Source organism: Enterovirga rhinocerotis (assembly GCF_004363955.1).
GTDB lineage: Bacteria > Pseudomonadota > Alphaproteobacteria > Rhizobiales > Beijerinckiaceae > Enterovirga > Enterovirga rhinocerotis.
The window spans coordinates 1,589,901-1,615,031 of sequence record NZ_SNZR01000011.1; the positions used below are offsets into that span (position 1 = coordinate 1,589,901).

At 67.9% G+C, this 25,131-nt stretch carries 26 protein-coding genes; 14 read left to right on the forward strand and 12 right to left on the reverse strand.

What is annotated here, in order from left to right:
• The 8 genes from glnA (at position 1) to EV668_RS08260 (ending at position 7,450) form a co-directional block, all read left to right on the forward strand.
• On the forward strand, positions 1-1,410 hold the full coding sequence (gene glnA / locus EV668_RS08225) for a type I glutamate--ammonia ligase (protein ID WP_133769283.1): 1,410 nt from the start codon (positions 1-3) through the stop codon (positions 1,408-1,410).
• Between the two features lie 141 nt (positions 1,411-1,551).
• Positions 1,552-2,850, forward strand: a complete 1,299-nt coding sequence (locus EV668_RS08230) for a hemolysin family protein (protein WP_133769284.1) — start codon at positions 1,552-1,554, stop codon at positions 2,848-2,850.
• 75 nt (positions 2,851-2,925) lie between these two features.
• A complete protein-coding gene (rnr, locus tag EV668_RS08235) occupies positions 2,926-5,235 on the forward strand; it encodes a ribonuclease R (RefSeq protein WP_133769285.1) in 2,310 nt (769 codons plus the stop codon).
• The gene (locus tag EV668_RS08240) at positions 5,232-5,759 is read left to right on the forward strand and encodes a DUF983 domain-containing protein (protein WP_245512932.1); all 528 of its coding nucleotides are present in this window, start codon (positions 5,232-5,234) and stop codon (positions 5,757-5,759) included. The genes rnr and EV668_RS08240 overlap by 4 nt, the downstream gene beginning before the upstream one ends.
• Positions 5,656-6,429: an NUDIX hydrolase gene (locus EV668_RS08245; protein ID WP_245512934.1), complete on the forward strand. Its 774-nt coding sequence runs from the start codon at positions 5,656-5,658 to the stop codon at positions 6,427-6,429. Before EV668_RS08240 ends, EV668_RS08245 begins: the two co-directional genes overlap by 104 nt.
• Positions 6,430-6,549: 120 nt before the next feature.
• On the forward strand, positions 6,550-6,717 hold the full coding sequence (gene rpmG / locus EV668_RS08250; protein ID WP_133769286.1) for a 50S ribosomal protein L33: 168 nt from the start codon (positions 6,550-6,552) through the stop codon (positions 6,715-6,717).
• A 132-nt stretch (positions 6,718-6,849) separates the two neighbouring features.
• Complete coding sequence (locus EV668_RS08255; protein ID WP_133769287.1) at positions 6,850-7,086, forward strand: hypothetical protein; 237 nt, start codon at positions 6,850-6,852, stop codon at positions 7,084-7,086.
• A gap of 94 nt (positions 7,087-7,180) precedes the next feature.
• Complete coding sequence (locus EV668_RS08260; protein ID WP_133769288.1) at positions 7,181-7,450, forward strand: hypothetical protein; 270 nt, start codon at positions 7,181-7,183, stop codon at positions 7,448-7,450.
• 262 nt (positions 7,451-7,712) lie between these two features.
• Here the strand turns inward: EV668_RS08260 and EV668_RS08265 are convergent, their stop codons facing one another.
• Both EV668_RS08265 and EV668_RS08270 read right to left on the reverse strand, forming a co-directional pair.
• Positions 7,713-9,083, reverse strand: coding sequence for a PleD family two-component system response regulator (locus EV668_RS08265; RefSeq protein ID WP_133769289.1), 1,371 nt, complete (start codon positions 9,081-9,083; stop codon positions 7,713-7,715).
• A 12-nt stretch (positions 9,084-9,095) separates the two neighbouring features.
• Positions 9,096-9,467 carry a response regulator gene (locus EV668_RS08270; protein ID WP_133769290.1) on the reverse strand — a complete coding sequence of 124 codons (372 nt, stop codon included), beginning with the start codon at positions 9,465-9,467 and terminating at the stop codon, positions 9,096-9,098.
• An 83-nt stretch (positions 9,468-9,550) separates the two neighbouring features.
• Here EV668_RS08270 and EV668_RS08275 point away from each other — a divergent pair, with 83 nt between their 5' ends.
• Both EV668_RS08275 and EV668_RS08280 read left to right on the forward strand, forming a co-directional pair.
• Positions 9,551-9,868, forward strand: a complete 318-nt coding sequence (locus EV668_RS08275) for a DUF3572 domain-containing protein (protein ID WP_133769291.1) — start codon at positions 9,551-9,553, stop codon at positions 9,866-9,868.
• Entirely contained in the window at positions 9,868-11,148 is a 1,281-nt protein-coding gene (locus EV668_RS08280) for a DNA polymerase IV (protein WP_133770083.1), read from the forward strand. Before EV668_RS08275 ends, EV668_RS08280 begins: the two co-directional genes overlap by 1 nt.
• On the opposite strand, the gene EV668_RS08285 is transcribed toward EV668_RS08280, so the two are convergent.
• Entirely contained in the window at positions 11,139-11,987 is an 849-nt protein-coding gene (locus EV668_RS08285) for a cell envelope integrity EipB family protein (protein WP_245512938.1), read from the reverse strand. The two genes, EV668_RS08280 and EV668_RS08285, sit on opposite strands and share 10 nt — an antisense overlap.
• Before the next feature lie 133 nt (positions 11,988-12,120).
• On the opposite strand from EV668_RS08285, the gene EV668_RS08290 reads away from it, so the two are divergent.
• The 4 genes from EV668_RS08290 to EV668_RS08305 are packed head-to-tail and all read left to right on the forward strand — an operon-like array spanning position 12,121 to position 15,042.
• Complete coding sequence (locus tag EV668_RS08290) at positions 12,121-12,591, forward strand: RidA family protein (RefSeq protein WP_133769292.1); 471 nt, start codon at positions 12,121-12,123, stop codon at positions 12,589-12,591.
• Positions 12,588-13,337: a glycerophosphodiester phosphodiesterase family protein gene (locus EV668_RS08295; RefSeq protein WP_133769293.1), complete on the forward strand. Its 750-nt coding sequence runs from the start codon at positions 12,588-12,590 to the stop codon at positions 13,335-13,337. Before EV668_RS08290 ends, EV668_RS08295 begins: the two co-directional genes overlap by 4 nt.
• Entirely contained in the window at positions 13,334-14,554 is a 1,221-nt protein-coding gene (locus EV668_RS08300) for a GNAT family N-acetyltransferase (RefSeq protein WP_133769294.1), read from the forward strand. Before EV668_RS08295 ends, EV668_RS08300 begins: the two co-directional genes overlap by 4 nt.
• A 56-nt stretch (positions 14,555-14,610) precedes the next feature.
• The gene (locus tag EV668_RS08305; protein WP_133769295.1) at positions 14,611-15,042 is read left to right on the forward strand and encodes an HIT family protein; all 432 of its coding nucleotides are present in this window, start codon (positions 14,611-14,613) and stop codon (positions 15,040-15,042) included.
• A gap of 167 nt (positions 15,043-15,209) precedes the next feature.
• Here EV668_RS08305 and EV668_RS08310 read toward each other — a convergent pair whose 3' ends face one another.
• The 9 genes from EV668_RS08310 to EV668_RS08350 all read right to left on the reverse strand — a co-directional run bounded on the left by EV668_RS08310 (position 15,210) and on the right by EV668_RS08350 (position 25,015).
• Positions 15,210-16,433, reverse strand: coding sequence for a molybdopterin molybdotransferase MoeA (locus EV668_RS08310; protein ID WP_133769296.1), 1,224 nt, complete (start codon positions 16,431-16,433; stop codon positions 15,210-15,212).
• Between the two features lie 4 nt (positions 16,434-16,437).
• Entirely contained in the window at positions 16,438-16,911 is a 474-nt protein-coding gene (gene moaC, locus EV668_RS08315; protein ID WP_133769297.1) for a cyclic pyranopterin monophosphate synthase MoaC, read from the reverse strand.
• 3 nt (positions 16,912-16,914) lie between these two features.
• Positions 16,915-17,721, reverse strand: a complete 807-nt coding sequence (trpC, locus tag EV668_RS08320) for an indole-3-glycerol phosphate synthase TrpC (RefSeq protein WP_133769298.1) — start codon at positions 17,719-17,721, stop codon at positions 16,915-16,917.
• Positions 17,718-18,740, reverse strand: a complete 1,023-nt coding sequence (trpD, locus tag EV668_RS08325; protein ID WP_133769299.1) for an anthranilate phosphoribosyltransferase — start codon at positions 18,738-18,740, stop codon at positions 17,718-17,720. The genes trpC and trpD overlap by 4 nt, the downstream gene beginning before the upstream one ends.
• Positions 18,741-18,796: 56 nt before the next feature.
• Positions 18,797-19,531: a cytochrome b/b6 domain-containing protein gene (locus EV668_RS08330; RefSeq protein WP_133769300.1), complete on the reverse strand. Its 735-nt coding sequence runs from the start codon at positions 19,529-19,531 to the stop codon at positions 18,797-18,799.
• 14 nt (positions 19,532-19,545) lie between these two features.
• Positions 19,546-19,980 (reverse strand): c-type cytochrome, encoded by a 435-nt coding sequence (locus tag EV668_RS08335; RefSeq protein WP_133769301.1) that lies wholly within the window; start codon positions 19,978-19,980, stop codon positions 19,546-19,548.
• 251 nt (positions 19,981-20,231) lie between these two features.
• Positions 20,232-23,465, reverse strand: coding sequence for an efflux RND transporter permease subunit (locus tag EV668_RS08340; protein ID WP_133769302.1), 3,234 nt, complete (start codon positions 23,463-23,465; stop codon positions 20,232-20,234).
• The gene (locus EV668_RS08345; RefSeq protein WP_245512940.1) at positions 23,466-24,578 is read right to left on the reverse strand and encodes an efflux RND transporter periplasmic adaptor subunit; all 1,113 of its coding nucleotides are present in this window, start codon (positions 24,576-24,578) and stop codon (positions 23,466-23,468) included.
• Between the two features lie 131 nt (positions 24,579-24,709).
• Complete coding sequence (locus EV668_RS08350; RefSeq protein ID WP_425359594.1) at positions 24,710-25,015, reverse strand: rhodanese-like domain-containing protein; 306 nt, start codon at positions 25,013-25,015, stop codon at positions 24,710-24,712.
• Between the last annotated feature and the right edge of the window lie 116 nt (positions 25,016-25,131).

Consider the following 25,131-nt stretch of genomic DNA (forward strand, 5'->3'; position numbering starts at 1 on the left):
ATGAAGACGGCCAAGGATGTCCTGAAATTCATCAAGGACAACGACGTCAAATACGTCGATCTGCGCTTCACCGATCCGCGCGGCAAGTGGCAGCATGTCACGTTCGACCAGACGCTGGTCGACGAGGAACTGTTCGCCGAGGGCACCATGTTCGACGGCTCCTCGATCGCCGGCTGGAAGGCGATCAACGAGTCGGACATGATCCTCATGCCCGATCCGGCCACGGCCCAGATGGACCCCTTCTTCTCGGCCCCGACGCTGTCGATCGTGTGCGACATCCTCGAGCCGTCCACCGGCGAATCGTACGAGCGTGATCCGCGCGGCATCGCCAAGAAGGCCGAGGCGTACATGAAGTCGCTCGGCATCGGCGACACGACCTATTTCGGTCCGGAAGCCGAGTTCTTCATCTTCGACGACGTCAAGTTCACGGCCGACCCGTACAACACCGGGTTCAAGCTCGACGACGCCGAGCTGCCGACCAATGGCGACACGGATTACGAAGGTGGCAATATGGGCCACCGGATCCAGATGAAGGCCGGCTACTTCCCCGTCCCGCCGCTGGATTCCGCGCAGGACATGCGCGGCGAGATGCTGGCCGCCATGGCCGCCATGGGCGTCCGGGTCGAGAAGCATCACCACGAGGTGGCGTCGGCGCAGCACGAACTCGGCATGAAGTTCGACACGCTCGTCCCGATGGCCGACCAGCTGCAGATCTACAAGTACTGCATCCACAACGTGGCCCAGAGCTACGGCAAGACCGCGACCTTCATGCCGAAGCCCGTCTACGGCGACAACGGCTCGGGCATGCACGTGCACCAGTCGATCTGGAAGGACGGCAAGCCGGTCTTCGCGGGCGACAAGTACGCCGATCTCAGCCAGGAATGCCTGTGGTACATCGGCGGCATCATCAAGCACGCCAAGGCGCTGAACGCGTTCACCAATCCCTCGACCAACTCCTACAAGCGCCTGGTCCCCGGCTACGAGGCCCCCGTGCTGCTGGCCTATTCGGCCCGCAACCGCTCCGCCTCCTGCCGTATCCCGTGGACGCAGAACCCGAAGGCCAAGCGCGTCGAGGTTCGCTTCCCCGATCCGACCGCCAATCCGTACCTCGCCTTCTCGGCGTTGCTGATGGCCGGCCTCGACGGCATCAAGAACAAGATCGATCCCGGCCCGGCGATGGACAAGGACCTCTACGACCTTCCGCCGCGCGAGCTGAAGAAGATCCCGACCGTTTGCGGCTCGCTTCGCGAGGCTCTGCAGAGCCTCGACAAGGACCGCGCCTTCCTCAAGGCCGGCGATGTCTTCACGGACGCCTTCATCGACAGCTTCATCGAGCTGAAGATGACCGAAGTCGCCCGGTTCGAGATGACCCCGCATCCGGTGGAATTCGTGATGTATTACTCCTGCTGATCCGCAGGACATTCTGATCCGAGGAGGCCGCAGACTCGTGCTGCGGCCTCTTTCTTTTTGTGCTAAGGGCACGGTGCGGCGATTTCGCCGTGCTCGGAGAAAGGGACGGTGCCTGCATGGGCCGCCCCTTCATAGGACTACGTGTTCGAACTCATCATTGCCGTTGCCCTGATCGCGCTGAACGGGGTGTTTTCTCTCTCTGAGCTAGCCATCGTTTCGGCGCGCAAGTCGCGTCTGAGAGCGATGCGAGACCAGGGGCGGCGGGGGGCTCACGCGGCCGTTGCCCTCTCCGAAGATCCCGGTCGTTTTCTCTCGACCGTCCAGATCGGCATCACGCTCGTCGGCATCGTCGCCGGCGCATTCTCCGGCGCAGCCCTGAGCGAGCAGCTCACCGCCATCCTTCGCGAGGCGGGCGTCCGGGACAAGCTCGCACAGCCTCTCGGCTTCACGATCGTGATCGGCGCCATCACCTATCTGTCCGTCGTGGTCGGAGAGCTGGTGCCGAAGCATTTCGCGCTGCGGAATCCCGAGACCATCGCCTGCATCGTCGCACCGTTGATGCGGCTCCTGTCGCGCGTCGCGGCGCCGGTCGTCTGGCTGCTCGACACCTCGACCCGCCTCGTCTTCCGCCTTCTCGGCGTCAAGCCGGTCTCCGAGAGCGTCGTGACGGAAGAGGAGATCCGGACCCTCGTCGCGGAAGCCGAACATGCCGGGGTCATCGAGAGCGACGAGCGCTCGATGATCGCAGGCGTCCTGCGCCTCGGCGACCGAACCGTCCGCGGCCTTCTCACGCCGCGCACCGAGGTCGATTGGCTCGATCTCGACGACGACGAGGCGACCAACCGCGAGACGCTGTTCACGACGCACCATTCCCGCCTGCCCGTCATGAAGGGCGATCCGGACGACATTCAGGGCGTCGTGCATGTTCGCGATCTGCTCGCAGCGCTCGTTCAGGGCGAGCCGCTCGACATCGCCTCACGCCTGCGCAAGCCTCCGATCGTTCCCGATACGCTCGATGCGCTCGAGGTGGTGAAGGTGCTGCGCGATGCGGAGGTGCCGATGGCCATCGTGCATGACGAGTACGGACATTTCGAAGGCATCGTCACGCCCGCCGACGCGCTCGACGCCATCGTCGGCGCCTTCCGCTCGGACACCGACGAGGACGAGCCGGAGGGCGTTCGCCGCGAGGACGGCTCCTGGCTGATCTCCGGCGCGATGCCCTTCGACGAGATGGCGGACCTGATCGGGATCAGGGCGCCCGAGAACCGGGCCTACGAGACGGCAGCCGGTTTCGTGATCGACCTCCTCCAGCATCTGCCGGCGACCGGGGAGCATGTCTCCACCCAAGGCTGGCGGTTCGAGGTCATCGACCTCGACGGGATGCGGGTGGACAAGATCCTCGCCTCCCGCATCGGTCACGTGACCGAGGCCGCGGCCTGATGGCCGGGCGGAGATACGGAACAGCCCCCATATCCGGCGGACCGCGCGGTCGGCAGCGGGCTTAAAGGACGCAGATTGGCCGTTTCCACCAAGCGACCGGGCGGCGGCGCCGCCCTCCCCTCCCGGGACGAGATCGCGGCGTTTTTCGCCTCGGCGACGGGAAAGGTCGGCGCCCGCGAGGTCGCGCGCGCCTTCGGCATCGGCGCGGCCCAGAAGGGCGCGCTGAAGGATCTCCTGCGAGACCTCGAGGAGGACGGCACGCTGGCGCGGCGCGGCCGCCGCATCAGTCGCGCGGGGCAGCTTCCTCCCATCCTGCCCGTGACCATCGTCGCGCGCGACAAGGACGGCGAACTTTTAGCCGAGCCGCTCGATTGGGACAGATCGGACGGCCCGGCACCCCGCATCGCGATCCTCCCCGGCCGCAGGCTCGGCGGGCGCCAGCGGCCGGCCGGTCTCGGAGACCGCGCGCTCCTGCGGCTCGATCGGCGCGCGACGGCCGAGGGCGGCTATGTCGGCCGCATTCAGAAGGTGCTGCCGAACGAGCGGGCGACCATGCTCGGCGTGTTCCGGTCGCACCCGGCAGGAGGCGGCCGGCTCGTCCCGGTCGACAAGAAGGCGGCGGGGCGCGAGCTGACGATCAGCCCCGGCGACGAGAATGGCGCCGTCGATGGCGACCTCGTCTCTGTCACGCTCGCGGGTACGGGCGCATTCGGCGCCAAGACAGCAAAGGTGCGCGAGCGTCTCGGCTCGCTCACGTCCGAGAAGGCCGTCAGCCTCGTCGCGATCCACGCCCACGCCATCCCGCATGTCTTCGCCGCCGAAACGCTCGCCGAGGCCGAGCAGGCGAAACCCGCGACCCTGAAAGGGCGCGAGGACTGGCGCGCACTCCCCCTCGTCACCATCGACCCGCCCGATGCGAAGGACCACGACGACGCCGTCCACGCGGCCCCGGACGACGATCCGGGGAATGCCGGAGGGCATGTCGTCACCGTCGCGATCGCCGATGTCGCGGCCTATGTGCGCGAGGGCGCGGCGCTCGACCGGGAGGCGCTGGAGCGGGGCAACTCGGTCTATTTCCCGGATCGGGTCGTGCCGATGCTGCCCGAGCGCATCTCGAACGACCTCTGCTCGCTACGCGAAGGCGAGGCACGCCCGGCCCTCGCGGTGCGCATGGTCTTCGACAAGAACGGGCACAAGCGCTCCCATGCCTTCCACCGGGTGATGATGCGCTCGGCCGCAAAGCTCTCCTACGCCCAGGCTCAGGCCGCGATCGACGGGCAGCCGGACGACGCCACCGGCCCGCTGCTCGATCCCGTGCTGCGCCCGCTCTGGGCCGCCTATTCGGCCCTGGCGACGGCGCGGGATGAGAGGGGGCCGCTCTTTCTCGACCTGCCCGAGCGCAAGATCCTGCTGAAGCCGGACGGTACGGTGGACCGCGTCATCGTTCCCCAGCGCCTCGAGGCCCACCGGCTCATCGAGGAGTTCATGATCGCCGCCAATGTCGCGGCGGCCGAAACGCTGGAGAAGGCGAAGTCCCCGCTGATCTACCGCGTCCACGACGAGCCCTCGCTGGAGAAGATGCGCGCGCTCGGCGACGTTCTCGCCTCGGTCGGGATCAAGCTGCCGAAGGCGGGCGCCCTCCGACCGAGCCTCTTCAACGGCATCCTGCGCCAGGTGACGGGCTCGAAGCACGAGATCTTCATCAACGAGGTCGTGCTGCGTTCGCAGGCCCAGGCGGAGTACGCCGCCGAGAATTACGGCCATTTCGGCCTGAACCTGCGCCGCTACGCGCATTTCACCTCGCCCATCCGGCGCTATGCCGATCTCGTCGTCCATCGCGGCCTGATCCGCGCGGCGGGCCTCGGCGGCGACGGATTGCGAGGCGACGCGACGAGCGCCGATCTCGCCAAGATCGCCGAATCGATCTCGGTCGCCGAGCGGCGCGCGATGGTCGCCGAGCGCGAGACCGTCGACCGTCTGATCGCCTTCCATCTGTCCGACCGGGTCGGCGCGAGCTTCGCAGGTCGCATCTCGGGCGTGACGCGCTCGGGACTCTTCGTGAAGCTCGCCGAGACGGGGGCCGACGGATTCGTTCCGGCCGCGACGCTCGGCGCCGATTACTACCGTCACGACGAGGCCCGCCACGCGCTCGTCGGGCAGCGGACGGGCGAGACCTTCAGGCTGGGCGATCCGGTCGAGGTGCGGCTCGTCGAAGCCGCGCCGGTCGCCGGCGCGCTCCGCTTCGAGATCATGAGCGAGGGCGGTGCGACGCCTGGACGGGGCCGCAGGGGCGCCGGACGTGCTAGCGAGGCGCGGGCGTCGAAGGGCGCGGGCGGCCCCCGCAAGAGCAAGGCGAAGACACCGAAAGGACGATCGAGGGCATGATCACCATGGAGCCCGCCTCGCGGCCGAGCCATGCGAGGCCGGACGTGGTCCAGGCGGTCGGGCGGGGCCTCCGCTGCCGTTGTCCCGCCTGCGGCGAAGGTCGCCTGTTCGAGCGGTTCCTCAAGGTCGCTCCGTCCTGTTCCGAATGCGGACAGGCCTTCCATCATCACCGGGCCGACGACTTCCCCCCCTATCTCGTCATGTTCATCGTCGGCCACATCGTCGGCTACGGCATCTACGTCGCCGAGACGCGCTACGAGAACGTCCCCGTCCTGTTTCACGCGCTGACCTGGCCGACGCTTGCGGTCGTCCTCTGCCTGGCGCTACTCCAGCCCGTGAAGGGCGCAGTGATCGGCCTTCAATACGGCAACGGCATGCACGGCTTCGATCCGTCGCGTCCAGGACGCCAGGAGGAGACCGATGAGCGACGGAAACCCGACGACGGACGAGCGCGGCGAGAAGCTGCGGATGGCGTTCCAGACGGCGCAGCGCGAACGGACCTCGCCAAACCAGAGACCCCGTGACGCGGCGACGCTGATCGTCGTCGACCGGCGCGCCGCCGCGCCCAAGGTCCTGATGGGGCGCCGGCACGACGGCCACAAATTCATGCCGGGCAAGTTCGTCTTTCCCGGCGGCCGGCTGGAGCGCTCGGACCGCTTCATGCGCGCGGCCTCCGAACTCAGCCCCGAGACGGAGGTCCGCCTCGCCGCGAGAGTCGTCCGCCCCTCATCGAGCCGCGGCCGGGCGCTCGCCCTCACCGCGATTCGCGAAACCTACGAAGAGACCGGCCTCGTGATCGGCCGCTCCGCGCCGGCGCAGCCGGCCTCGTCCCGGCCGATCCCGGCCGGCTGGGCGCCGTTCCTGGGCGCCGGCGCCTTGCCGCATCTCGGCTCGATCGCATTCATCGGCCGCGCCATCACGCCCCCGCGGCGCCCGAAGCGCTTCGACACGCGCTTCTTCAGCGTCGACCGCGAGGAGATCGTCGCGACCGCCGATGGATTCGTCGGCCCTGACAAGGAACTCGTCGAACTGGTCTGGGTCGACCTCAGGGAGGCTCAACAGCTTGACCTTCCGCGCATCACGTCGATCATGCTGCAGGAACTCGAGGGCCGGCTGGAGGCCGGATTCCCCCACGACGCGCCGATCCCTTTCTACCGCGAACGCCACGGGCGCTTTCTTCGGGACCTTCTGTAGACGCGCTCGGTTCTTGACCTCGCGTGGCTTTTCGGCGAGTAGGACGCCTCGCTCGATTTCTGTCGTCTCAGACGATGCGTCGCTTCGCGACCATCGTCCACATCTCCTTTGGAGCTCGTCATGGCTAAGGCCGTCACCATCAAGGTGAAGCTCGTGTCGACCGCCGACACCGGTTATTTCTACGTCACCAAGAAAAACTCGCGGACGATGACCGACAAGCTCGCGGTCAAGAAGTATGATCCCGTCGCTCGCAAGCACGTCGAGTTCAAGGAAGCCAAGATCAAATAATTCCGGCTCCTTAGGCAGATTGTTCGTTATGAAACGCTCCGTTCAGGAGCGTTTCATGTTTCTGCAGGTTTGATTACGTCGACCACGCGGCGCAGCCGCGCGCCTGCAGATCCGACGATTGGAATTGACGACATGGCCTCCTGGGGAGACATCAACGCGGCACTCAACCGCCTCGTACGGGAAGGCGTCATTGCCGGGTTCAAGACGAATCGTGGCGACAAGTCCTCCCGCGACGGTCTCCACGTGGACATCGTGCCGGCCGCAGGCGGCGATGCCGAAGGGACCCGCCAGACGATTCTCGACCTCCTGACGCCGCTCGACGACGAAGTGACGGTGGCCGTGACGACGGCAACGCCGGCCAACGCCTGAGTCGCACCGAGGCGACGGCGCGATCGCCTTTCGGCGAAAGGTGGTATGTGTCGTCGCCCGGGCGCCCGCAGCGCCCCAAACCGTAGGTCCGACCATGCGTCTCGCCACGATCGCCGGCCTCCTTGTTGCGCTCTCTGGAATGGCGGCGGGCGGGCCGGCATACGCCCAGCAGAGCTGCAGCGCGCATCGGGCAGCCTGCGAATCGGTCTGCACGCCGAACTGGGTTTCGTATTACTACGCGGGCTCGATGCGCCGTTGCACGGCGAGCTGCGAGCCGCGCTGGCAGGAATGCCTTCGCACCGGCACCTGGGTCGATCTCGAGCGACGCCGGACGGGTTGGTGGGAAGTCGCCAAGCCGTACTGAACCCGCGGGCCCGGACCGGCCGAAAGGTGGCCGGCCGGGAGCGACTGTGAGGAGGCTGGTGCCGCTCCCGGGCCGGCCGTGCCCTCGAAACCCAGGAGATGCGGCGGACCTGAGCATCGTAGGGCATCCGCGAGCGCGTCTTGCGATGCGCCGAACACCGGAACGGACCCTACCGAACTCACCTGATGCAGCACAATACGCGTACGATGCGCCGCGGCATTAAATCTCTGTTTAGGTTAAGAACAGGTCATGTCCGCGGCGGTCAGGCCGCTGCGGCGACGACCCGGTTACGCCCGGCATTCTTCGCGCTGTAGAGGGCGACGTCGGCGCGCTTGAGCATCTCCGACGGTGCCGTGTCATCGGGCTCACGCGCCGCGACGCCGATCGAAACCGTCACCCTCAATCCGCCCAGCCTCTCGTTCGGCGTGAAGGGCAGCGTCCCGATCCGCTCGCGGATACGCTCGGCCACCGCCCGCGCCTCCGACAGGGAGGTGTCGGGAACCACCACGACGATTTCCTCGCCGCCATAGCGCGCGACGAGATCGACGCCTCGCGTCAACGTGCCGATCCGCTTGGCGAATTCACGCAGAACGGCGTCGCCGACATCGTGCCCGAAGCTGTCATTGACGGCCTTGAACCGGTCGATGTCCACCAGCAGGACCGCGATGCTCGCGTTACGGCGGGTGGCGTCGTTGAACAGCGCGTCGAAGTGGACGTCGAGATAGCGGCGGTTGTGAAGCCCCGTCAGGCCGTCGGTGACGGCCAGTTCGAGCGACGTCTGAACGCTGTCGCGCAGGCGTTCCGTGAAACGCTTGCGCCGGATCTGCGTCTTGACCCGCGCCACCATCTCGTTGCGGTCCACGGGACGGAGCAGGAAGTCGTTGGCGCCGATATCGAGCCCCCGGAGCACGCGTGCCCGGTCCTCGACCTCGGCCAGCAGCAGCACCGCGACGTCCCGCGTCCGGTCCAGCGACCGGAACTGCCCGCACAGCCGCAGGCCGTCGAAGTCGCGCAGCCCGAGGCTGACGAGCACAGCGTCGATCTCACCCTCCGCGCAGCGCATCAGGGCCGCGTGCGGATCCGGCTCGACATCGACGAAATGATAAACGCTGAGCGCGGCCCGCATGCGTTCGGCGGAATGCGGCCGATCGTCGACGATGAGGATCCGGCCGTTTTGCCCCGTCTCGGCGGTGGCTGCGAGAAGGGGATCCTCCCCCAACCCCCGCGATCCGACCACGCGGGCCCGCAATTCGTCCGTCACGGATTTGAGTCGCACGAGGCTCCGCACGCGGGCCAGAAGCGCCGTGTCGTCGACCGGCTTCGTCAGGAAGTCGTCCGCCCCCGCGTCGAGCCCGCGCAGCCGGTCGGCCGGCTGGTCCAGCGCCGTCACCATCACGACGGGAAGATGCGCCGTGGTCGGTGAGCTCTTCAGCCGGCGGCATACCTCGAAGCCGTCCATGCCGGGCATCATCACGTCGCTGAGGACGATGTCGCACAGGCCCTTCTCGCAGATCGCGATGGCATCGGCGCCGTTCGAGGCGGTGACGACCTCGAAATACTCAGCCGACAGCTTCGTTTCGAGGAGCTTCACGTTCGTCAAGACGTCGTCGACGATGAGGACCCGAGCGGACATTCACCCTGATCCTTAAGCGGCGTGCAGATAGGTGCGAACGGTCTCGAGGAACTTCGCAACCGAGATCGGTTTCGACAGATAGGCCTCGCAGCCCCCCTCGCGGATGCGTTCCTCGTCGCCCTTCATCGCGAAGGCCGTGACCGCGATGACGGGGATCGAGCGGAGCTCGTCATCCTCCTTGAGCCAGCGGGTCACGTCGAGGCCGGACACCTCCGGCAGCTGGATGTCCATGATGATCAGATCGGGACGATTCGCGCGCGCGAGCTCGATGGCCTCAACCCCGTTGCCGGTCTTGATGGTCGCATAGCCGTGCGCCTCCAGCAGGTCGCCGAACAGCTTCATGTTGAGCTCGTTGTCCTCGACAATGAGCACGGTCTTGTTCATCAGGGTCTGATCCAGGCGGAGCAGAGCGGAGTTGTCCCCCTGCCCCCTCGTGATGTCGACGGCAAACTATCGGAGACATCTTGATGAAAGGCGAATCCACTTTCCGAAATCGGCGACCTTTGCGGCTCTCGGTTGAGAGCGCCGAAGCCCTGGCGCTCGACTCGCTGCAATGCCTGGCGGCGGACGGGGAGAGGTTGGGCCGTTTCCTTTCCCTGAGCGGGCTCGATCCGACGACGATCCGCACAGCCTCCGCCGATCCCGGCTTCCTGCCGGCGGTGCTCGACTACATCGCGGCCGACGAGGAGCTGCTGCTCGCGCTCGCCCGCGAGACGGGCCATGCGCCGGAGCGCTTCGTCGAGGCTCGCCGCATCCTCTCTCCCGAGCCCGACTGGGGCGCATGATGGCGGTCGCGGCGCCGCGCATCGCCTGCCGGGATTGCGAGACGCTCGACCGGGCCAGGGACGGGCGCTGCCTCGCCTGCGGCTCGCCCCGCCTCGCCTCGCACCCCGAATTGTCGAGCCTCTCGATCGCTCATGTCGATTGCGACGCCTTCTATGCGTCGGTCGAGAAGCGGGACCATCCCGAGCTTCAGGACAAGCCCGTCATCGTCGGCGGAGGACAGCGGGGGGTCGTCTCGACCGCCTGCTACATCGCGCGCATCCACGGGGTGCATTCCGCGATGCCGATGTTCAAGGCCCTGCGGGCATGCCCCCAGGCGATCGTGCTCAAGCCCGATTTCCCGCGCTACGTGAAGGTCAGCCGCGAGGTCCGCCGGCTGATGCTCGAGCTGACGCCCCTCGTGGAGCCCCTCTCGATCGACGAGGCCTTCCTCGATCTCGGCGGCACGGAAACGGTGCACGGCGCCGTGCCCGCCGTCTCGCTGATCCGCTTCGCGGCAAGGGTCGAGCGTGAGATCGGGATCAGCGTCTCGGTCGGGCTCGCACCGAACAAGTTCCTCGCCAAGATCGCCTCGGACCGGGGCAAGCCGCGGGGCTTCTCGGTGATCGGGCGCGCGGAGGCCGCCGATTTTCTCGCGGACCAGCCGATCACCATCATGCCCGGGATCGGCCGCCAGACGCAGGCGCGGCTGGAGAAGGCGGGAATCACGCTCGTCCGCCACCTGCGCGAGCGCTCTCTCCACGATCTCGCGGGGGCGCTCGGACGCGAAGGCGACCGCCTCGCGCGGCTAGCCCGCGGGGAGGATCCACGGCGCGTCGAGCCGCATCACGAGGCGAAGAGCATCTCGGCCGAGACGACCTTCAACCAGGACCTCGCCGCGCTGGCCGATCTCGAACCGATCCTGTGGCGGCTCTGCGAGAAGGTCTCGCGCCGGCTCAAGGCGGCAACGCTCGCCGGCACGAGCGTGACGCTGAAATTGAAGGACCGCCATTTCCAGACCGTCACCCGCACGCGGTCCGGCCTTCCCGCGACGCAGCTCGCACGTCGCCTCTACGAGCCCGCGCGGGCTCTCCTGCGTGCCACGGCGACGGGAGCGGCCTATCGCCTGATCGGGATCGGCGCGGGCGACCTGTGCGGAGCGGAGTTCGCCGACCTCGGCGACCTCGCCGACCCGGATGTCGGGGAGCAGGCCCGGATGGAAGCCGCGATCGACCGGCTGCGCGACAAGTTCGGACCCGAAACGGTCCAGACCGGCCTCGCCTTCCCATTCCGTCAGCGCTGACAGCCGCTCCGATCGGGCAGCATGTCGAGCTGGACGAGGTCGCCGCGCAGGCTGGAATCGCCGTAATCCAGGCGCAGAGCGCGGCTGACGCCGTTGTCGTAGACGTCGAAGCCGAGCACGTAGCTCGGGGTCTGATCCGCCCGGCCGAGCGGGAAGTAGCTCAGCGTCACGGGCCAGCGCGAGCGCGTCGAGACGCCGTCCTGCCGCGCCGGCTTCTCGACCTCGCCGCCCTCCCCCGCCTTGATCTCGCGCCCGATGACGGCGAGCGTCTCGTAGACCTTGCGGCCGTCGTCCGAGCCGTCGAACAGCTTCATCTGCAGCATGGGCTTGCCCTCGCGCGCGGCGGCGATGACGTCCTTCATCTGGGCATTCGGGAAGATGGCATCGCCATCCAGCGACACCGATTGCCGCCGAGGCGTCCGCAACTGGACGGACAGCGGCGCCCCGGCGCGCCGTTCGGCCGTGCCGTCGACGCTCGTCGTCCGGCCCTGCACAACCGAATCGTTGCGGAAGCGGTAGCTCCGTCCGTCGCCGCTCTCATGGGTGGCCATGCGGAGATCCGACATGCGCGAGCCGCTTTCGGCGCTTTCGAGAACCGTGACCTGCCGGAACTTCATCGAATAGCCCTCGCAGGCATCGCCGGTGAATTCGAGCGCGATCCGCCCTCGCGCGCTCTCGACGCTGCGCATGCCGCGGCTCGAGACGAGGGAGAGGTCGTAGACGGCACGATGCGGTGCGAGGACGATGCGAGACGCGGAGGAGGACCCGGCATCTTGGCTGATGGCAGGGCCAACGGACAGGATGAGGGCCGCCGCGAGGGCGAGGCTTCGAATCGGCATGGAGAGCTTGGCGTATCCCGTTCCGCCGAGCTTAGCATCCGCACCTTTCCCCGCAACGAAGCCGCTTGCCGCGGGCGCGGCCATGGGTGAGAAAGCCCGCACGGCATGCCGCCGCACGGTAGGAGATGACGACGTGGGACGGATCGAGGCTCGCCTGACGGAACTCGGGATCACCCTGCCGAGCCCGGCCGCGCCGGTCGCGAACTACGTCGCCTTCGTCCGGGACGGGGACCTCGTCACGATCTCCGGCCAGCTCTGCCTCGGTGCGGATGGCAAGCTCGCTCCCGAGCATGTGGGGCGGCTCGGCGACGGTGTCTCGCCGGACGCGGCCAAGGCGGCTGCGCGCCTCTGCGCCATCAACGTGATCGCCCAGCTCCGCGCCGCGATCGGCGATCTCGACCGCGTCCGCCGCTGCGTGCGGCTCGGTGGCTTCATCGCCAGCAATCCCGATTTCACGGGCCAGGCTCCGATCATGAACGGCGCCTCCGACCTCATGGTCGAGGTGTTCGGCGATGCCGGGCGGCACGCCCGCTCGACGATCGGTGTCGCGGCGCTTCCGCTTGGCGCGGCCGTCGAGGTCGAGGCACTCTTCGCGGTCGAATGAGCACGCCGGCCTGGCTCGTCGCACGGCCCATCGCGCATCGCGGCCTGCACGACCGGGCGCGCGGCATCCCCGAGAATACGGTCGCCGCGGCCGAGGCTGCCATCGCCGGCGGCTTCGGCATCGAATGCGACGTCCAGCTCTCGCGCGACGGCGAGGCCATGGTCTTCCACGATCACACGCTGGATCGCCTGACGGCCGAGACGGGCCCGGTCCTCGACCGGAGCCGCGCCGAGCTCGAGGCGATCGCGATCGATGGCACCAGCGAGACCATCCCGACCCTCGCTGCCTTCCTCGACCGGATCGGCGGCCGCGTTCCGCTGGTCGTCGAGATCAAGAGCCGCTTCGACGGAGACGAGCGCCTCGCCCGCCGAACGGTGGAGGTCCTGGCCGGGCGGACGGAGCCGTTCGCGGTCAAGTCCTTCGATCCGCGCATCGTCGCCTTGCTGAGGCAGATCGCCCCGCGCATCCGCCGCGGCATCGTCGCCCAGACCCGATACGATGGTCCGGACTGGGGCGACACCAGCGCCGCCGAACGACGGTCGATGGCAATGTTCGGCCACTGGAACGAGACGCGCCCCGACTTCATCTCCTACCGCTATGCCGACCTTCCGAGCCAGGTGGTGGTGATGCCGCGCATCCTCTCCGGCATCCCGGTCATCACCTGGACCGTCCGCAGCCAGCAGGAAGCAGATCGGGCTTCGGCCTTCGCCGACCAGATCGTCTTCGAAGGCTTCGTCCCGGCGTGAGCGATCGGGCGGCCGAGACGCCCCCCGTCGAGGTCCGGCTCGCACAAGGTCTCGGCGCGGTCGCTGCGGCGGAATGGAATGCCTGCGCCAATCCCGGAACGCCTCATCCGGGTCTCGACGAGACCCACAATCCGTTCGTCTCGCACGCCTTCCTGTCGGCCCTCGAGGATTCGGGATGCGTCGGAAGCCGCACCGGGTGGAGCCCGGCCCATCTCCTGGTTCCCGGGGCAGACGGCCGGCTCGCCGCCGCGGCGCCCTGCTACCTCAAGAGCCATTCGATGGGCGAGTACGTCTTCGATTCCGGCTGGGCGGACGCCTACGAGCAGGCGGGAGGGCGGTACTATCCGAAGCTGCAGGTCGCCGTGCCCTTCACGCCCGTCTCGGGCCCGCGCCTGATGGTGCGGCCTGGCGCGCCGGACGAGGCGCGCGCGGCCCTGATCGGCGGCCTGAAGGCCCTGCGGACGCAGATCGGCGCCTCGTCGACCCATGTGACCTTCCTCGGCGAGCCGGATTGCGAGGCGCTGGCCGCGCGGGGCTACCTCGTCCGGACGGACAAGCAGTTCCACTGGATCGACGAGGGCTTTGGCGATTTCGAGGGCTTCCTTGCCGCCCTCGCCTCTCGCAAGCGCAAGGCCATCCGGCGCGAGCGGCGCGAGGCCCTCGCCACGGGCATCACGATCGAACGCCTGAGGGGCCGCGAGATCACGGAGGCGCATTGGGATGCCTTCTTCGCCTTCTACATGGATACCGGCTCGCGTAAATGGGGCCGGCCCTACCTCAACCGCCGGTTCTTCTCGCTGATCGGCGAGCGGATGGCCGAGCGCATCCTGCTCGTCATCGCCAAGCGCGACGGCCGCCCGATCGCCGGCGCCATCAATTTCATCGGCGACCGGGCGCTCTACGGCCGCAACTGGGGCTGCATCGAGGATCACCCGTTCCTGCATTTCGAGGTCTGCTATTATCAGGCCATCGATTTCGCGCTGGCACACGGGCTCGCCCGCGTCGAGGCGGGCGCACAGGGCGAGCACAAGCTCGCGCGGGGCTATCGGCCGGTCACGACCTTCTCGGCCCACGACATCGCCGATCCCGGCTTTCGCCGCGCGGTGGCGGATTACCTGAAGCGGGAGCGCGGCTACGTCGCCGCCGCCCAGGCCGAGTACGAAGGGGCCATGCCCTATCGCCAGGACAGCGGGACCGCGGGTCGCGACGACGATTGACGAGGCGCCGTCCGGAGCCGAAGACGGCTCCGACGCGAACCGAGACCGGGCGATCCATGACCTCCTACGATCCGAACAACGTCTTCGCCAAGATCCTGCGCGGCGAGTTGCCGAGCCAGACCGTCTACGAGGACGAGCGCACGATCGCGATCATGGACATCATGCCCCGCGCCGACGGCCACGCGCTGGTGATCCCGAAGGCGCCGAGCCGCACCTTCCTCGACATGGCGCCCGAGGACATCGCGGCCGTCTACCGGACCGTCCAGACGGTGGCCCGCGCGGCCAAGACGGCCTTCGCGGCCGACGGCATCACGATCCAGCAATTCAACGAGGCAGCCGGCGGGCAGGTCGTGTTCCACACCCATGTCCACGTCCTGCCCCGCAAGGCCGGCGTGCCGCTCCGCCCGCATACCGGCGAGATGGCGGCCAAGGAGGTGCTGGAGGCCCATGCGGCGAAGCTGAAGGACGCGCTGGCGAAAGCGGGCTGAAGGCTCGGGCGGAAGCCCTTCTCCCCTTGCGGGAGAAGGTGGCCCTGCAAAGCAGGGTCGGATGAGGGGTGGAGACTCGACGTCGACGGGAGCGTTACACCCCTCATCCGTCAGCGCTCCGCGCTGCCACCTTCTCCCGCAAGGGGAGAAGGAAACTCCCCGTCACCTCAGCAGAAGCGGTCCAGCCGGATGATGCGGCAGGCATCGCCTTCGGCGGCCGCCGGCTCGTGGGGCTTGCGGACGATGAGCGCGTCCGAGCCTGCGAGCACCGCCACCATCGAGGAATCCTGCCGGCCATGCGCCACGGCGCGGTCGGGCCCGTCCGAGCGGCGTTCCAGACGCGCTCGCATATAGTCCTGCCGCTGGTCGTTGGTCGGGAGCGCGGCACCGAGGACCGCCGCCTCCGTCGGGTCCTCGCCGGCCGCCGGATCGCCGAGCAGCGCGCGGATCGCAGGCACCACGAAGAGGATTCCGCAGACGATCGACGAGACAGGGTTGCCCGGCAGGCCGAGCAGCAGCATCCGGCCGAGACGCCCGTTCATCAGCGGCTTGCCGGGACGGAGCGCGACCCGCCAGAAGCCGAGTTCCATGCCGGCCCCCGCCAGCGCCTGCTGGACGAGATCGTGGTCGCCGACCGAGGCGCCTCCGAGGGTGACGAGAAGATCGGCCTTCGCGGCGCGGGCCGCCTCGATCCGGCGGCCGAGATCGTCGAGGGTGTCGCGCGCGATGCCGAGATCGAGCATCTCGCCTCCCGCGCGCTCGATCAGCGCACGAAGACCGTACGGGTTCGAGGCGACGATCTGGTCCGGCCCCGGTGTCTCGCCGGGTCGGACGAGTTCGTCGCCCGTCGCGAGCACGGCGACGCGCGGCCGCCGTCGCACGAGGAGGCTCGCACGACCCGCCGAGGCAGCGAGCGTGATCAGCCGCGCGTCGAGCCGCTGGCCGGCGCGGACAAGCGTCTCGCCCTGCCGGAAATCGAGCCCGGCCGGGCGGATGTAGCGGCCCGGCGGCTCCTTCGCACGCACGGCGACGGTGTCGTCCGCGGCTTCCGTATCCTCCTGGATGACGATGGCGTCCGCTCCCTCCGGGATCGGCGCGCCGGTGAAGATGCGGACGGCCTCGCCCGGTCCGACGATTCCGGGATGGCGGCGGCCGGCGACGCTCGTGCCGACGACGATCAGGCGCCGCGGGAGGTCGGCGAGGTCCGCCTCGCGCACGGCATAGCCGTCCATCGCGGAGGCGGCGAAGGGAGGCTGGTCGCGCGTCGCGGCGACGTCTTCGGCGAGGGTCCGGCCGATCGCGTCCGCGAGAGCCACCTCCTCACGTCCGACCGGTCCCTCGATCGAGCCGAAGACCCGCGCCAGAGCCTCCGCGACCGAGATCATCGCCATCGCGTCAAGCCTCGTAGGTGCCGGACCGGCCGCCGCTCTTGGCGAGAAGCCGGATGCCGTCGATCCGCATCGCCCGATCGGCCGCCTTGACCATGTCGTAGAGCGTCAGGCAGGCGACGGAGACGGCGGTCAGGGCCTCCATCTCGACGCCCGTCTGGCCCGAGACCGAGACCTCGGCCTCGACCCGGACGCCCGGCAGGGTGTCGTCGAGACGGCACTCGACCGCGACCTTCGTCAGCAGCAGCGGATGGCAGAGCGGGATCAGATCATGCGTGCGCTTCGCCGCCATGATGCCGGCGAGGCGGGCGGTGCCGAGCACGTCCCCCTTCTTGGCATCCCCCGCCCGGATGAGCGCGACCGTCTCCGGCAGCATCACGATCCGTCCCTCGGCCCGCGCGACGCGCTTCGTCGCCGCCTTGTCCGAGACGTCGACCATGTTGGCCGCGCCGGTACGGTCGAGATGGGTGAGCTCGGCCATCGCTCAGGCCGCGGCCGGAGACCGCGACAGGAGCCGGCGCGTCGCGGCGGCGACATCCGCCTGCCGCATCAGGCTCTCGCCGACGAGGAAGGTCTCGATGCCGACCGCGCGCAGCCTGACGATATCCTCGGGCGTCGCGATCCCGCTCTCGCCGACAATCATGCGGTCGGAAGGAATGCGAGGCGCAAGCCGCTCAGAGGTCGCGAGCGTCACCTCGAAGGTGCGCAGGTTGCGGTTGTTGATGCCGACGAGATCGGCCCCGAGCGCGAGCGCCCGGTCGAGCTCGGGCTCGTCATGGACCTCGACCAGCACGTCCATGCCGAGGGCCTTCGCCGTGTCCTGGAGCGCCCTCGCCTCCCCGTCCGTCACGGCGGCCATGATGATCAGGATGCAATCGGCGCCGAGCACCCGCGCCTCGTGAACCTGGTAGGGCTCGAACAGGAAATCCTTGCGCAAAGCCGGAAGCGAGCAGGCGTCCCGCGCCAGGGCCAGAAATTCCGGCCGGCCCTGGAAGGACGGCGCGTCGGTCAGAACGGAGAGGCAGGCCGCCCCGCCAGCCTCGTAGGCCCGAGCCAGCGAAGCCGGCTCGAAATCCTCTCGGATCAGCCCCTTCGACGGGCTGGCCTTCTTGATCTCGGCGATGAGGGCCGGCTCGCCGGCCGCATGCTTCGCCGCGAGAGCGCGGCGGAAGGGGCGGACGGGCGGCGCCGCGAGAGCGCGCTCGGCCATCCGCGCCTCGGGCACGGCCCGCTTGGCGGCCGCGATCTCCTCGCGCTTGTAGGCGGCGATCCGGTCGAGCACGTCGGTCACGGCGATACCCTGTTCGAGACCTCGACCAGACGGTCGAGCGTCGCCTTCGCGGCGCCGGTCTCGATCGCGGCGCGGGCCTTCGCGACCCCCTCGCCGAGATCGGCGGCGACACCCGCCACCGCCAGCGCCGCGCCGGCATTGATGAGGCCGATGTCACGATAGGCCGAGGGCTCGCCGTCGAGAACGGCGCGGAGCGCCCGGGCATTATGGGCCGGATCGCCCCCCTTGAGGTCGGCCGGCTTCGCACGGGGCAGCCCGACATCTTCCGGCGCCACGGTGATCTCGCGGATCTCTCCCCGCTCCAAGATGACGATCTGGGTCGGGCCGGTCGTCGTGATCTCGTCGAGCCCGTCCGAGCCGTGCACCGTCCAGATCACCTCCGAGCCGAGTTCCTTGAGGGTCTCGGTGAGCGGCCGCATCCAGGCGGTCGAGGGCACGCCGACGAGCTGCCGCTTGACGCCCGCGGGGTTCGAGAGCGGGCCGAGGAAGTTGAACAGGGTCCGGGTGCCGAGTTCGGACCGGACCGGCGCCACATGGCGCATCGAGGCGTGGTGCGTCTGGGCGAACAGAAAGGCGAGCCCGACCTCCGCAAGGCAGGTCTCCAGCGCATCGGCCGGCAGGCCGATCTTGACGCCGAGGGCCGTGAGCACGTCCGCAGCGCCCGATTTCGAGGAGGCCGCGCGGTTGCCGTGCTTGGCGACCGGCACGCCGCAACTCGCAACGATAATCGCGGCGAGGGTCGAGATATTGTAGCTGCCCGCGCCGTCCCCGCCCGTCCCGACGATGTCGATGGCATTCGGCGGCGCCGCGACGCGCGTCATGCGGCTGCGCATCGCCTCGACGGCGCCGACGATTTCCGGCAGCGCCTCGCCGCGCACGCGCAATCCCATCAGGAACGCGCCCGCCTGGGCATGCGTCACCTCCCCCGAGAGCAGCGTCTCAAAGGCGTCGCGCGCTTCTTCGCGAGTCAGCGCGGCGCCGGTCGCGATCTTGCCGAGATGGGGCTTGAACGAGTCCATGGCGGCTCAATGCACGCCGGACGCGCGGTTGTCACGGGCGAACGGACGCCGCGCGCTCAGAACGGCAGCTTGCCGCCGAACGAGGCGACGGTGCCGAAGACGATGGCCGCAGCCAGGACGAGGCAGACGAGCGCACGCAGCCAGACGTGAGAGGCCGGGACCATCTCCGGCTGGTCGGCATAATCCGCCGCGGGCTTCCGGCCCGTGACCATCGCGCGCACGAGCGGATCGCGCTTCACCCCCTCATAGAGCAGGTTCACCACGACGTGGACGACCGCGAAACCGAGGAAGAGGTAGAAGCCCTGGTGGTGCCAGCGTGACAAGGTCCGCTGGACCGGCGTCGGATCGCCGAAATCGAGATTGGCGAAGGGGCCGCCGCTGATCCCGTTGGAGTCGACCGTGAACAAGCCGCTGATGGCCTGCGCCGCCACGAACAGCAGCAGCACGACGATCATCCAGCCGCCGAGCGGGTTGTGACCGAGATAGCGCCGCGCCCGTCCGGTGACGAGGGCGCCGCCATAGGCCAGCGCGGACCAGGGCCAGGTGATCCAGGCCCCGAAGCGCGCGGTCGAGGAACCGGCGAAGCCCCAGAGGATGCGGAACGTGACGAGGATCAGCGCGGCATAGCCGTTCCAGATATGCCATGTCAGCGCGGCATCGCCGATCTGATAGGTCAGGTATCCGATCGCCACCGATGCGACGAGCGCCCATTTGAACAGCCGCGTCGGGCCATCCCATGCGCGCACGCTGTGGCGGGCGCCGGACGCCGTGCGGCGAGGGGCAGCGCTCACCCCGCCGTCTCCGCTCAGGTCTTGATGCGATAGACCTCGTGGCAGCCGCGACAGGAGCGCATGACGGAGCCGAACGACGCCTTGAAGCTGCCGAGGTCCTTCGTGTCCTCCGCCGCCTTCCGGATATCCGCACCCCAGGCGTCGAACTTCGCCTTGAACTCCGCCGGGCTCTCCCAGATCTTCGGGCTCGCCGACGTGCCGCCGCCGGTCTTGGACGTCTCGGGGTAATAGGTGTGGAAGGTCTCGGCTGCCGTCGCGTAGGTCTTCAGGACGTCCTGCGCCTTGGCGAGATCGAAGGGCGTTTCGCCCTTGACCATCTCCACCCCCGCCTTGGTGGCGGCGCCGACCCCCTTCATGACGTCGCGCCTTTGCGCGATCGGGTCCGTCTGAGCGACGACGACGGTGGCGAGCCCGAGAAGGACAGCCGTGGTCAACACGAAGCGGGTCATGAACGATCCTCGAGCCAGGGCGGCGATGACGAAGACGCTACCTGTCTCGAATTATTCCAGATCGATTCTGATTATCCAAGCCCGATATCGGCTGTGTCCGGCGGACCACCGCCGACCGCCGCGGTCTCGCGCCTATCGGGATCGAACCAGATATCCGCACCGGGATGTGGCCCGCGACGATCACCCTCGCGCCGCCTGATCGGCGGCGTTCCCTGCGGCTCGAACCGCCGGGACGCCGCCGCTCGCTACCGTCAGTGAGCCCCTTGCGGCACCGATCCCGGGCTCGGAGCCGGCCCGTCCGACGGCGGCTCCTGGGACGGGGGCGGAGATTTCCGCTTCCCGAGATTACCGAACCAGATCATCGTCGTGCGGATCACGATGTAGAAGACCGGCGTCAGGAACAATCCGAACACGGTCGCCCCGCTCATGCCGAAGAACACGGCCGTGCCGAGAGCCTGCCGCATCTCGGCGCCGGGACCGGTCGCGATCACCAGCGGCACGACGCCGAGAATGAAGGCGAAGGCCGTCATCAGGATCGGGCGAAGCCTCAGGCGGGCCGCCTCGACGACGGCCGGCACGGGAGCCTTGTTCTCGAGCTCCTCGATCTGCTTGGCGAACTCGACGATCAGGATCGCGTTCTTCGCCGCTAGGCCGATCAGTACGACGAGGCCGATCTGGGTCAGGACGTTGTTGTCCATCCCCCGGAGCCCGACGCCTGCCAGCGCCGCGAGAACGCCCGTCGGCACGACGAGAATGATCGCGAGCGGCAGCGACCAGCTTTCGTACTGGGCTGAGAGAACGAGAAACACGAACAGCACGCCGAGGGCGAAGACGTAGATCGCCGTGTTCCCGACGGCCCGCTCCTGGAATGCGAGCTCCGTCCATTCGTAACCCAGCGTGTCCGGGAGGCGGGCGGCGAGGCCCTCCATCGCCGAGAGCGCGGTGCCGGACGATACGCCAGGCGCCGAGTCACCCTGGATCGGCACGGCGGTGTACATGTTGTAGCGCTGCACGAGATCCGCGCCGGCCACGTCGGTGATATCGACGAGCGAGCCGAGCGGCACGAGCGCGCCGTTGGACGAGCGGACCTTCAGCCGCAAAATGTCCTGGCGCTCGGTCCTGAAGCGGTCGTCGGCCTGAATTCTGACCTGATAGACACGACCGAACACGTTGAAATCGTTGACGTAAGCGCCACCCAGATTGACCTGGAGGGTATTGAAGATGTTCGACAGCGGCACGTCGAGCATCCGCGCCTTGGTCCGATCGATGTTCAGATAGATCTGCGGCGTGTTGTTGCCGAAGGTCGTGAAGACGCGGCTCAGGTTCGGGTTCTGGTTCGCCTGGCCGATGACCTCCCCGGCGGACGCCAGAAGGGCTCCGAGACCGGCGCCGGTGCGGTCCTGCAGCATCATCTTGAAGCCGCCGGCATTGCCGAGGCCGCGAACGGGCGGCGGCGGCAGCGCGAAGATCATGGCCTCCTGGATCACCGACAGGCGCATGATCACCTGGCCTGCGATCGCACCCGCGGCGAGGTTCGGCGTCTTGCGCTGTTCGAACGGCTTGAGCGGCAGGAACATCACGCCGCCGTTGGTCGCGTTCGTGAAGGTCGCCCCGTTGAACCCGGAGATGCTGATGATGCTCTCGATCCCCGGCACGTCCGCGATGATCTTCTCGGCCTGCTTCATCACCTCCTCGGTGCGGTTCAGCGAGGCGCCATCGGGCAGCTGGACGACGGCGATCAGGTAGCCCTGATCCTGAGCGGGGATGAAGCCGGTCGGGGTCGTCCGCGCGAGGTACACGGTCGTCGCGATCATCGCCGCGTAGACGCCGAGCATAACCAGCCGCATGAAGACGCTGGACACGAGGAACCGGACCAGCGCCGCATAGCCGTTCGAGAAGACGTCGAACGTCTTGTTGAAGCCGTTCGCCAAGGCGGCGCCCCAGCGCGCGAGGAAGAAGCGGGGCTTATGGTGCTCGCCCCGATGGGGCTTCAGCAGCAGAGCGCAGAGCGCCGGCGACAGCGTCAGGGAGTTGAGCGCCGAAATGACCGTCGCCACGGCGATCGTCAGGGCAAACTGGCGGTAGAACTGACCCGAGATGCCGGGAATGAAGGCGGTCGGGATGAACACGGCGGACAGCACGAGCGCGATCGCGATCACCGCGCTTCCGACCTCGTCCATGGTCACGTGGGCAGCCTCGCGCGGCGTCTTCCCGTCTGCGATCTGACGCTCGACGTTCTCCACCACGACGATGGCGTCGTCGACGACGATGCCGATCGCGAGCACCAACCCGAACAGCGACAAGCTGTTCAACGAGAAGCCGAATGCGCTCATCAGCGCGAAGGTGCCGATGAGCGAGACCGGAATCGCGACGATCGGGATGATCGCGGTGCGCCAGCTCTGGAGGAAGACGAGAATGACGATGATGACCAGGATCACCGCCTCGCCGAGAGTCTTGTAGACCTCGAACACCGATTGCTCGACGAAGGTCGTCGGATTGTACGCGATCTTGTACTCGAGCCCCTTGGGGAACTGCAGCTGAAGCTGCTGCATCTTCGCGATGATGGCTTCGGCCGCCGCGATCGCATTCGTTCCGGGGCGCTGGAAGATGCCGATGCCGATCGCGGGTTTGCCGTCGAGGTAGGACCCCGTCGTGTAATCGCGCGCGCCGAGTTCGACCCGGCCGAGTTCCCTCAAGCGGACGAGGCGTCCGTCCACCGCCTTGACGATGATGTCCTGGAACTGATTGACGCTGTGGAACCGACCCTGGGTCTGGACGATGAGCTGGAACGCGCTGCCCTGGGGGGTCGGAGGTCCGCCGAGCGCGCCGCCGGCCACCTGAATGTTCTGCTCCTGCAGCGCAGCGGTGACGTCGGTCGTCGATAGCCGGTAGGCGGCGAGCTTGTTCGGATCGAGCCAGATCCGCATCGAGTATTCGCGCGCGCCGAACACGGTCACGTCGCCGACGCCTTCGAGGCGGATCAGCTCGTCGCGAACGCGGATCAGCGCGTAGTTCGAGATGTAGAGCTGGTCGAAGCTGTCGTCGGGCGACAGCATGTGGACGACCATCAGGAAGTCCGACGACGCCTTGCGGGTGACGACGCCGAGCGAGCGCACCTCAGCCGGCAGGCGCGGCGTCGCCGTGGCGACGCGGTTCTGGACGAGCACGTTCGCCTGATCGAGATTGGTACCCGGCTTGAACGTGATCGTCAGCTGCATCGCGCCGTCGGCGCTCGAATACGAGGACATGTACAACATGTCCTCGACGCCGTTGATCTCCTGCTCGATCGGCGTCGCCACGGTTGCGGCGACCGTCTCCGCATTCGCCCCCGGATAGGTCGCACGGACGGTGATCGTCGGCGGCGCGATCTCCGGGTACTGCGCGATCGGCAGACGCGTGTAGGAGACGTAGCCGACGAGGACGAGGACGATCGAAAGGACCGATGCGAAGATCGGCCGATCGACGAAGAAGTGGGCGAAGCGCATTTACTGACCGTTCACCGCTTTCACGGGCGGCAGTTCCTGCCGTTCCGGAGTGACCTTGATGCCAGGCCGAACCCGCTGCAGACCGTTGACGACGATCGTCTCGTCGCCGGTCAGGCCGCTCCGGATGAGCCGGTAGCCGTCGATGCGCGGACCAGGTCGAACGACCTTTGCCGACACGGTGCCATCACCGGCGACGACCCAGACGAATCTCCGGTCCTGGTCGGTCGCGATCGCCTCATCGGGGATGAGGACGCCTCGATGGGGCGGAGACCCCGTCACCTGAACCCGCCCGAACAGGCCGGGCACGAGCAACAGGTCCTTGTTCTCGGCGATCACGCGCGCCTGGATCGTGCCGCTCGCCTGATCGATCCGGTTGTCGATGAAGTCCATCTTGGCGGGGCGCTTGAACTCACGCTCGCCGGTCAGCGCCAAGAGCGCGTCCGAGGTCGGCTCGTTGCCCGATTGGCGGGCCATCAGCAGGACGCGCGAATAGGCGAGGTACGACCTCTCGTCGACATCGAAATAGAAATAGATCGGATCCATCGTCACGATGTTGGTCAGCAACGTATCGTTCGCGTTGACGAGGTTTCCGACCGAGATGTTTCGTCGGCTGATCCGGCCGGAGACCGGCGCCTTGATCTCCGTGAAATCGAAGTTGAGCTGGGCGTTGCGGAGAGCGCCCTGAGCGCTGTCGAGATCGGCGCGCGCGCTCACGTAGGATTGCCGGCGCTGATCCACCAGCTGATCCGAGATGTTGCCCGTCCGCTGCAGCGACTGGGCACGCTCGTAATCCGTCTGGGCGAAGGTCAGCCGCGCCTGGGCCGAGGCGACGCTCGCCTGCGCCTGATCGAGAGCGGCCTTGTAGGGCCGGCGGTCGATCACGAACAGCAGATCGTCCTTCTTGACGATCGCCCCATCCGTGAAGCCGACCTTCTCAAGGTATCCCGAGACGCGGGCCCGGACATCGACCGAATCGACCGCGGCGAACCGGCCGGTGAACTCGTCGTACTCGACGACGTCCTTGACCACAGGCTTCGCAACCGTGACCTTCGGCGGGGGACCGCCCGGCATCTGAGCAGTAGCAGCGCCGACTGCGAAGGCCGAAATAGCCATCGCAGCGGCCAATATCGCCGTCTTGGTCAACCGCATCGTCAATCCACTTCTGCAGCGCCCATAAAGGGCGCCACGTCGGAAGTCAGGTGTGAAGACGCACTCCCGCAAGCGGGCTACGCCCTACGAAGGTCTCATGTCGGGAGAGCGACGGCCCCGCCTTGTGCCACCCATCCCTTGAAACCGGGAGCAAGATGCTCGCGGACGTCGATCCCTGCCTGGCGAGCCGCCTCGATCGCGATGCGCGACCGAACGCCTCCCGCACAGACGAACACAATACGCCGGCCGTCGTCGACGGGCAGACCCGCCGGGTCGAATTCCGACAGCGGCATCGCGACCGAGCCCGGAATCATGCCCGCTGCGAGTTCCCTCGGTTCGCGCACGTCGACGACGATCATCGTGCCGTCTTCGATACCGCCGATGACCTCGTCGACGGTCAAATCGACGATCGCTCCAGAACCGGGCATCCTCATCCTTCCCGTCGACAGCTGCGGTTCGTCTGTAGCGCTACGCGCGGCGGCGTTCCAGAGACCTTCATCGGAACACGGGCGAAATC

What these genes read in the sequence shown, in the direction of transcription:
- glnA (WP_133769283.1), top strand. Translation starts at nt 1, where the DNA reads ATGAAGACGGCCAAGGATGTCCTGAAATTCATCAAGGACAACGACGTC.
- EV668_RS08240 (WP_245512932.1), top strand. Translation starts at nt 5,232, where the DNA reads ATGATCACCATGGAGCCCGCCTCGCGGCCGAGCCATGCGAGGCCGGAC.
- EV668_RS08245 (WP_245512934.1), top strand. Translation starts at nt 5,656, where the DNA reads ATGAGCGACGGAAACCCGACGACGGACGAGCGCGGCGAGAAGCTGCGG.
- rpmG (WP_133769286.1), top strand. Translation starts at nt 6,550, where the DNA reads ATGGCTAAGGCCGTCACCATCAAGGTGAAGCTCGTGTCGACCGCCGAC.
- EV668_RS08255 (WP_133769287.1), top strand. Translation starts at nt 6,850, where the DNA reads ATGGCCTCCTGGGGAGACATCAACGCGGCACTCAACCGCCTCGTACGG.
- EV668_RS08260 (WP_133769288.1), top strand. Translation starts at nt 7,181, where the DNA reads ATGCGTCTCGCCACGATCGCCGGCCTCCTTGTTGCGCTCTCTGGAATG.
- EV668_RS08265 (WP_133769289.1), bottom strand. Translation starts at nt 9,083, where the DNA reads ATGTCCGCTCGGGTCCTCATCGTCGACGACGTCTTGACGAACGTGAAG.
- EV668_RS08270 (WP_133769290.1), bottom strand. Translation starts at nt 9,467, where the DNA reads ATGAACAAGACCGTGCTCATTGTCGAGGACAACGAGCTCAACATGAAG.
- EV668_RS08275 (WP_133769291.1), top strand. Translation starts at nt 9,551, where the DNA reads ATGAAAGGCGAATCCACTTTCCGAAATCGGCGACCTTTGCGGCTCTCG.
- EV668_RS08280 (WP_133770083.1), top strand. Translation starts at nt 9,868, where the DNA reads ATGGCGGTCGCGGCGCCGCGCATCGCCTGCCGGGATTGCGAGACGCTC.
- EV668_RS08285 (WP_245512938.1), bottom strand. Translation starts at nt 11,987, where the DNA reads ATGCCGATTCGAAGCCTCGCCCTCGCGGCGGCCCTCATCCTGTCCGTT.
- EV668_RS08295 (WP_133769293.1), top strand. Translation starts at nt 12,588, where the DNA reads ATGAGCACGCCGGCCTGGCTCGTCGCACGGCCCATCGCGCATCGCGGC.
- EV668_RS08305 (WP_133769295.1), top strand. Translation starts at nt 14,611, where the DNA reads ATGACCTCCTACGATCCGAACAACGTCTTCGCCAAGATCCTGCGCGGC.
- EV668_RS08310 (WP_133769296.1), bottom strand. Translation starts at nt 16,433, where the DNA reads ATGGCGATGATCTCGGTCGCGGAGGCTCTGGCGCGGGTCTTCGGCTCG.
- moaC (WP_133769297.1), bottom strand. Translation starts at nt 16,911, where the DNA reads ATGGCCGAGCTCACCCATCTCGACCGTACCGGCGCGGCCAACATGGTC.
- trpD (WP_133769299.1), bottom strand. Translation starts at nt 18,740, where the DNA reads ATGGACTCGTTCAAGCCCCATCTCGGCAAGATCGCGACCGGCGCCGCG.
- EV668_RS08335 (WP_133769301.1), bottom strand. Translation starts at nt 19,980, where the DNA reads ATGACCCGCTTCGTGTTGACCACGGCTGTCCTTCTCGGGCTCGCCACC.
- EV668_RS08340 (WP_133769302.1), bottom strand. Translation starts at nt 23,465, where the DNA reads ATGCGCTTCGCCCACTTCTTCGTCGATCGGCCGATCTTCGCATCGGTC.
- EV668_RS08345 (WP_245512940.1), bottom strand. Translation starts at nt 24,578, where the DNA reads ATGGCTATTTCGGCCTTCGCAGTCGGCGCTGCTACTGCTCAGATGCCG.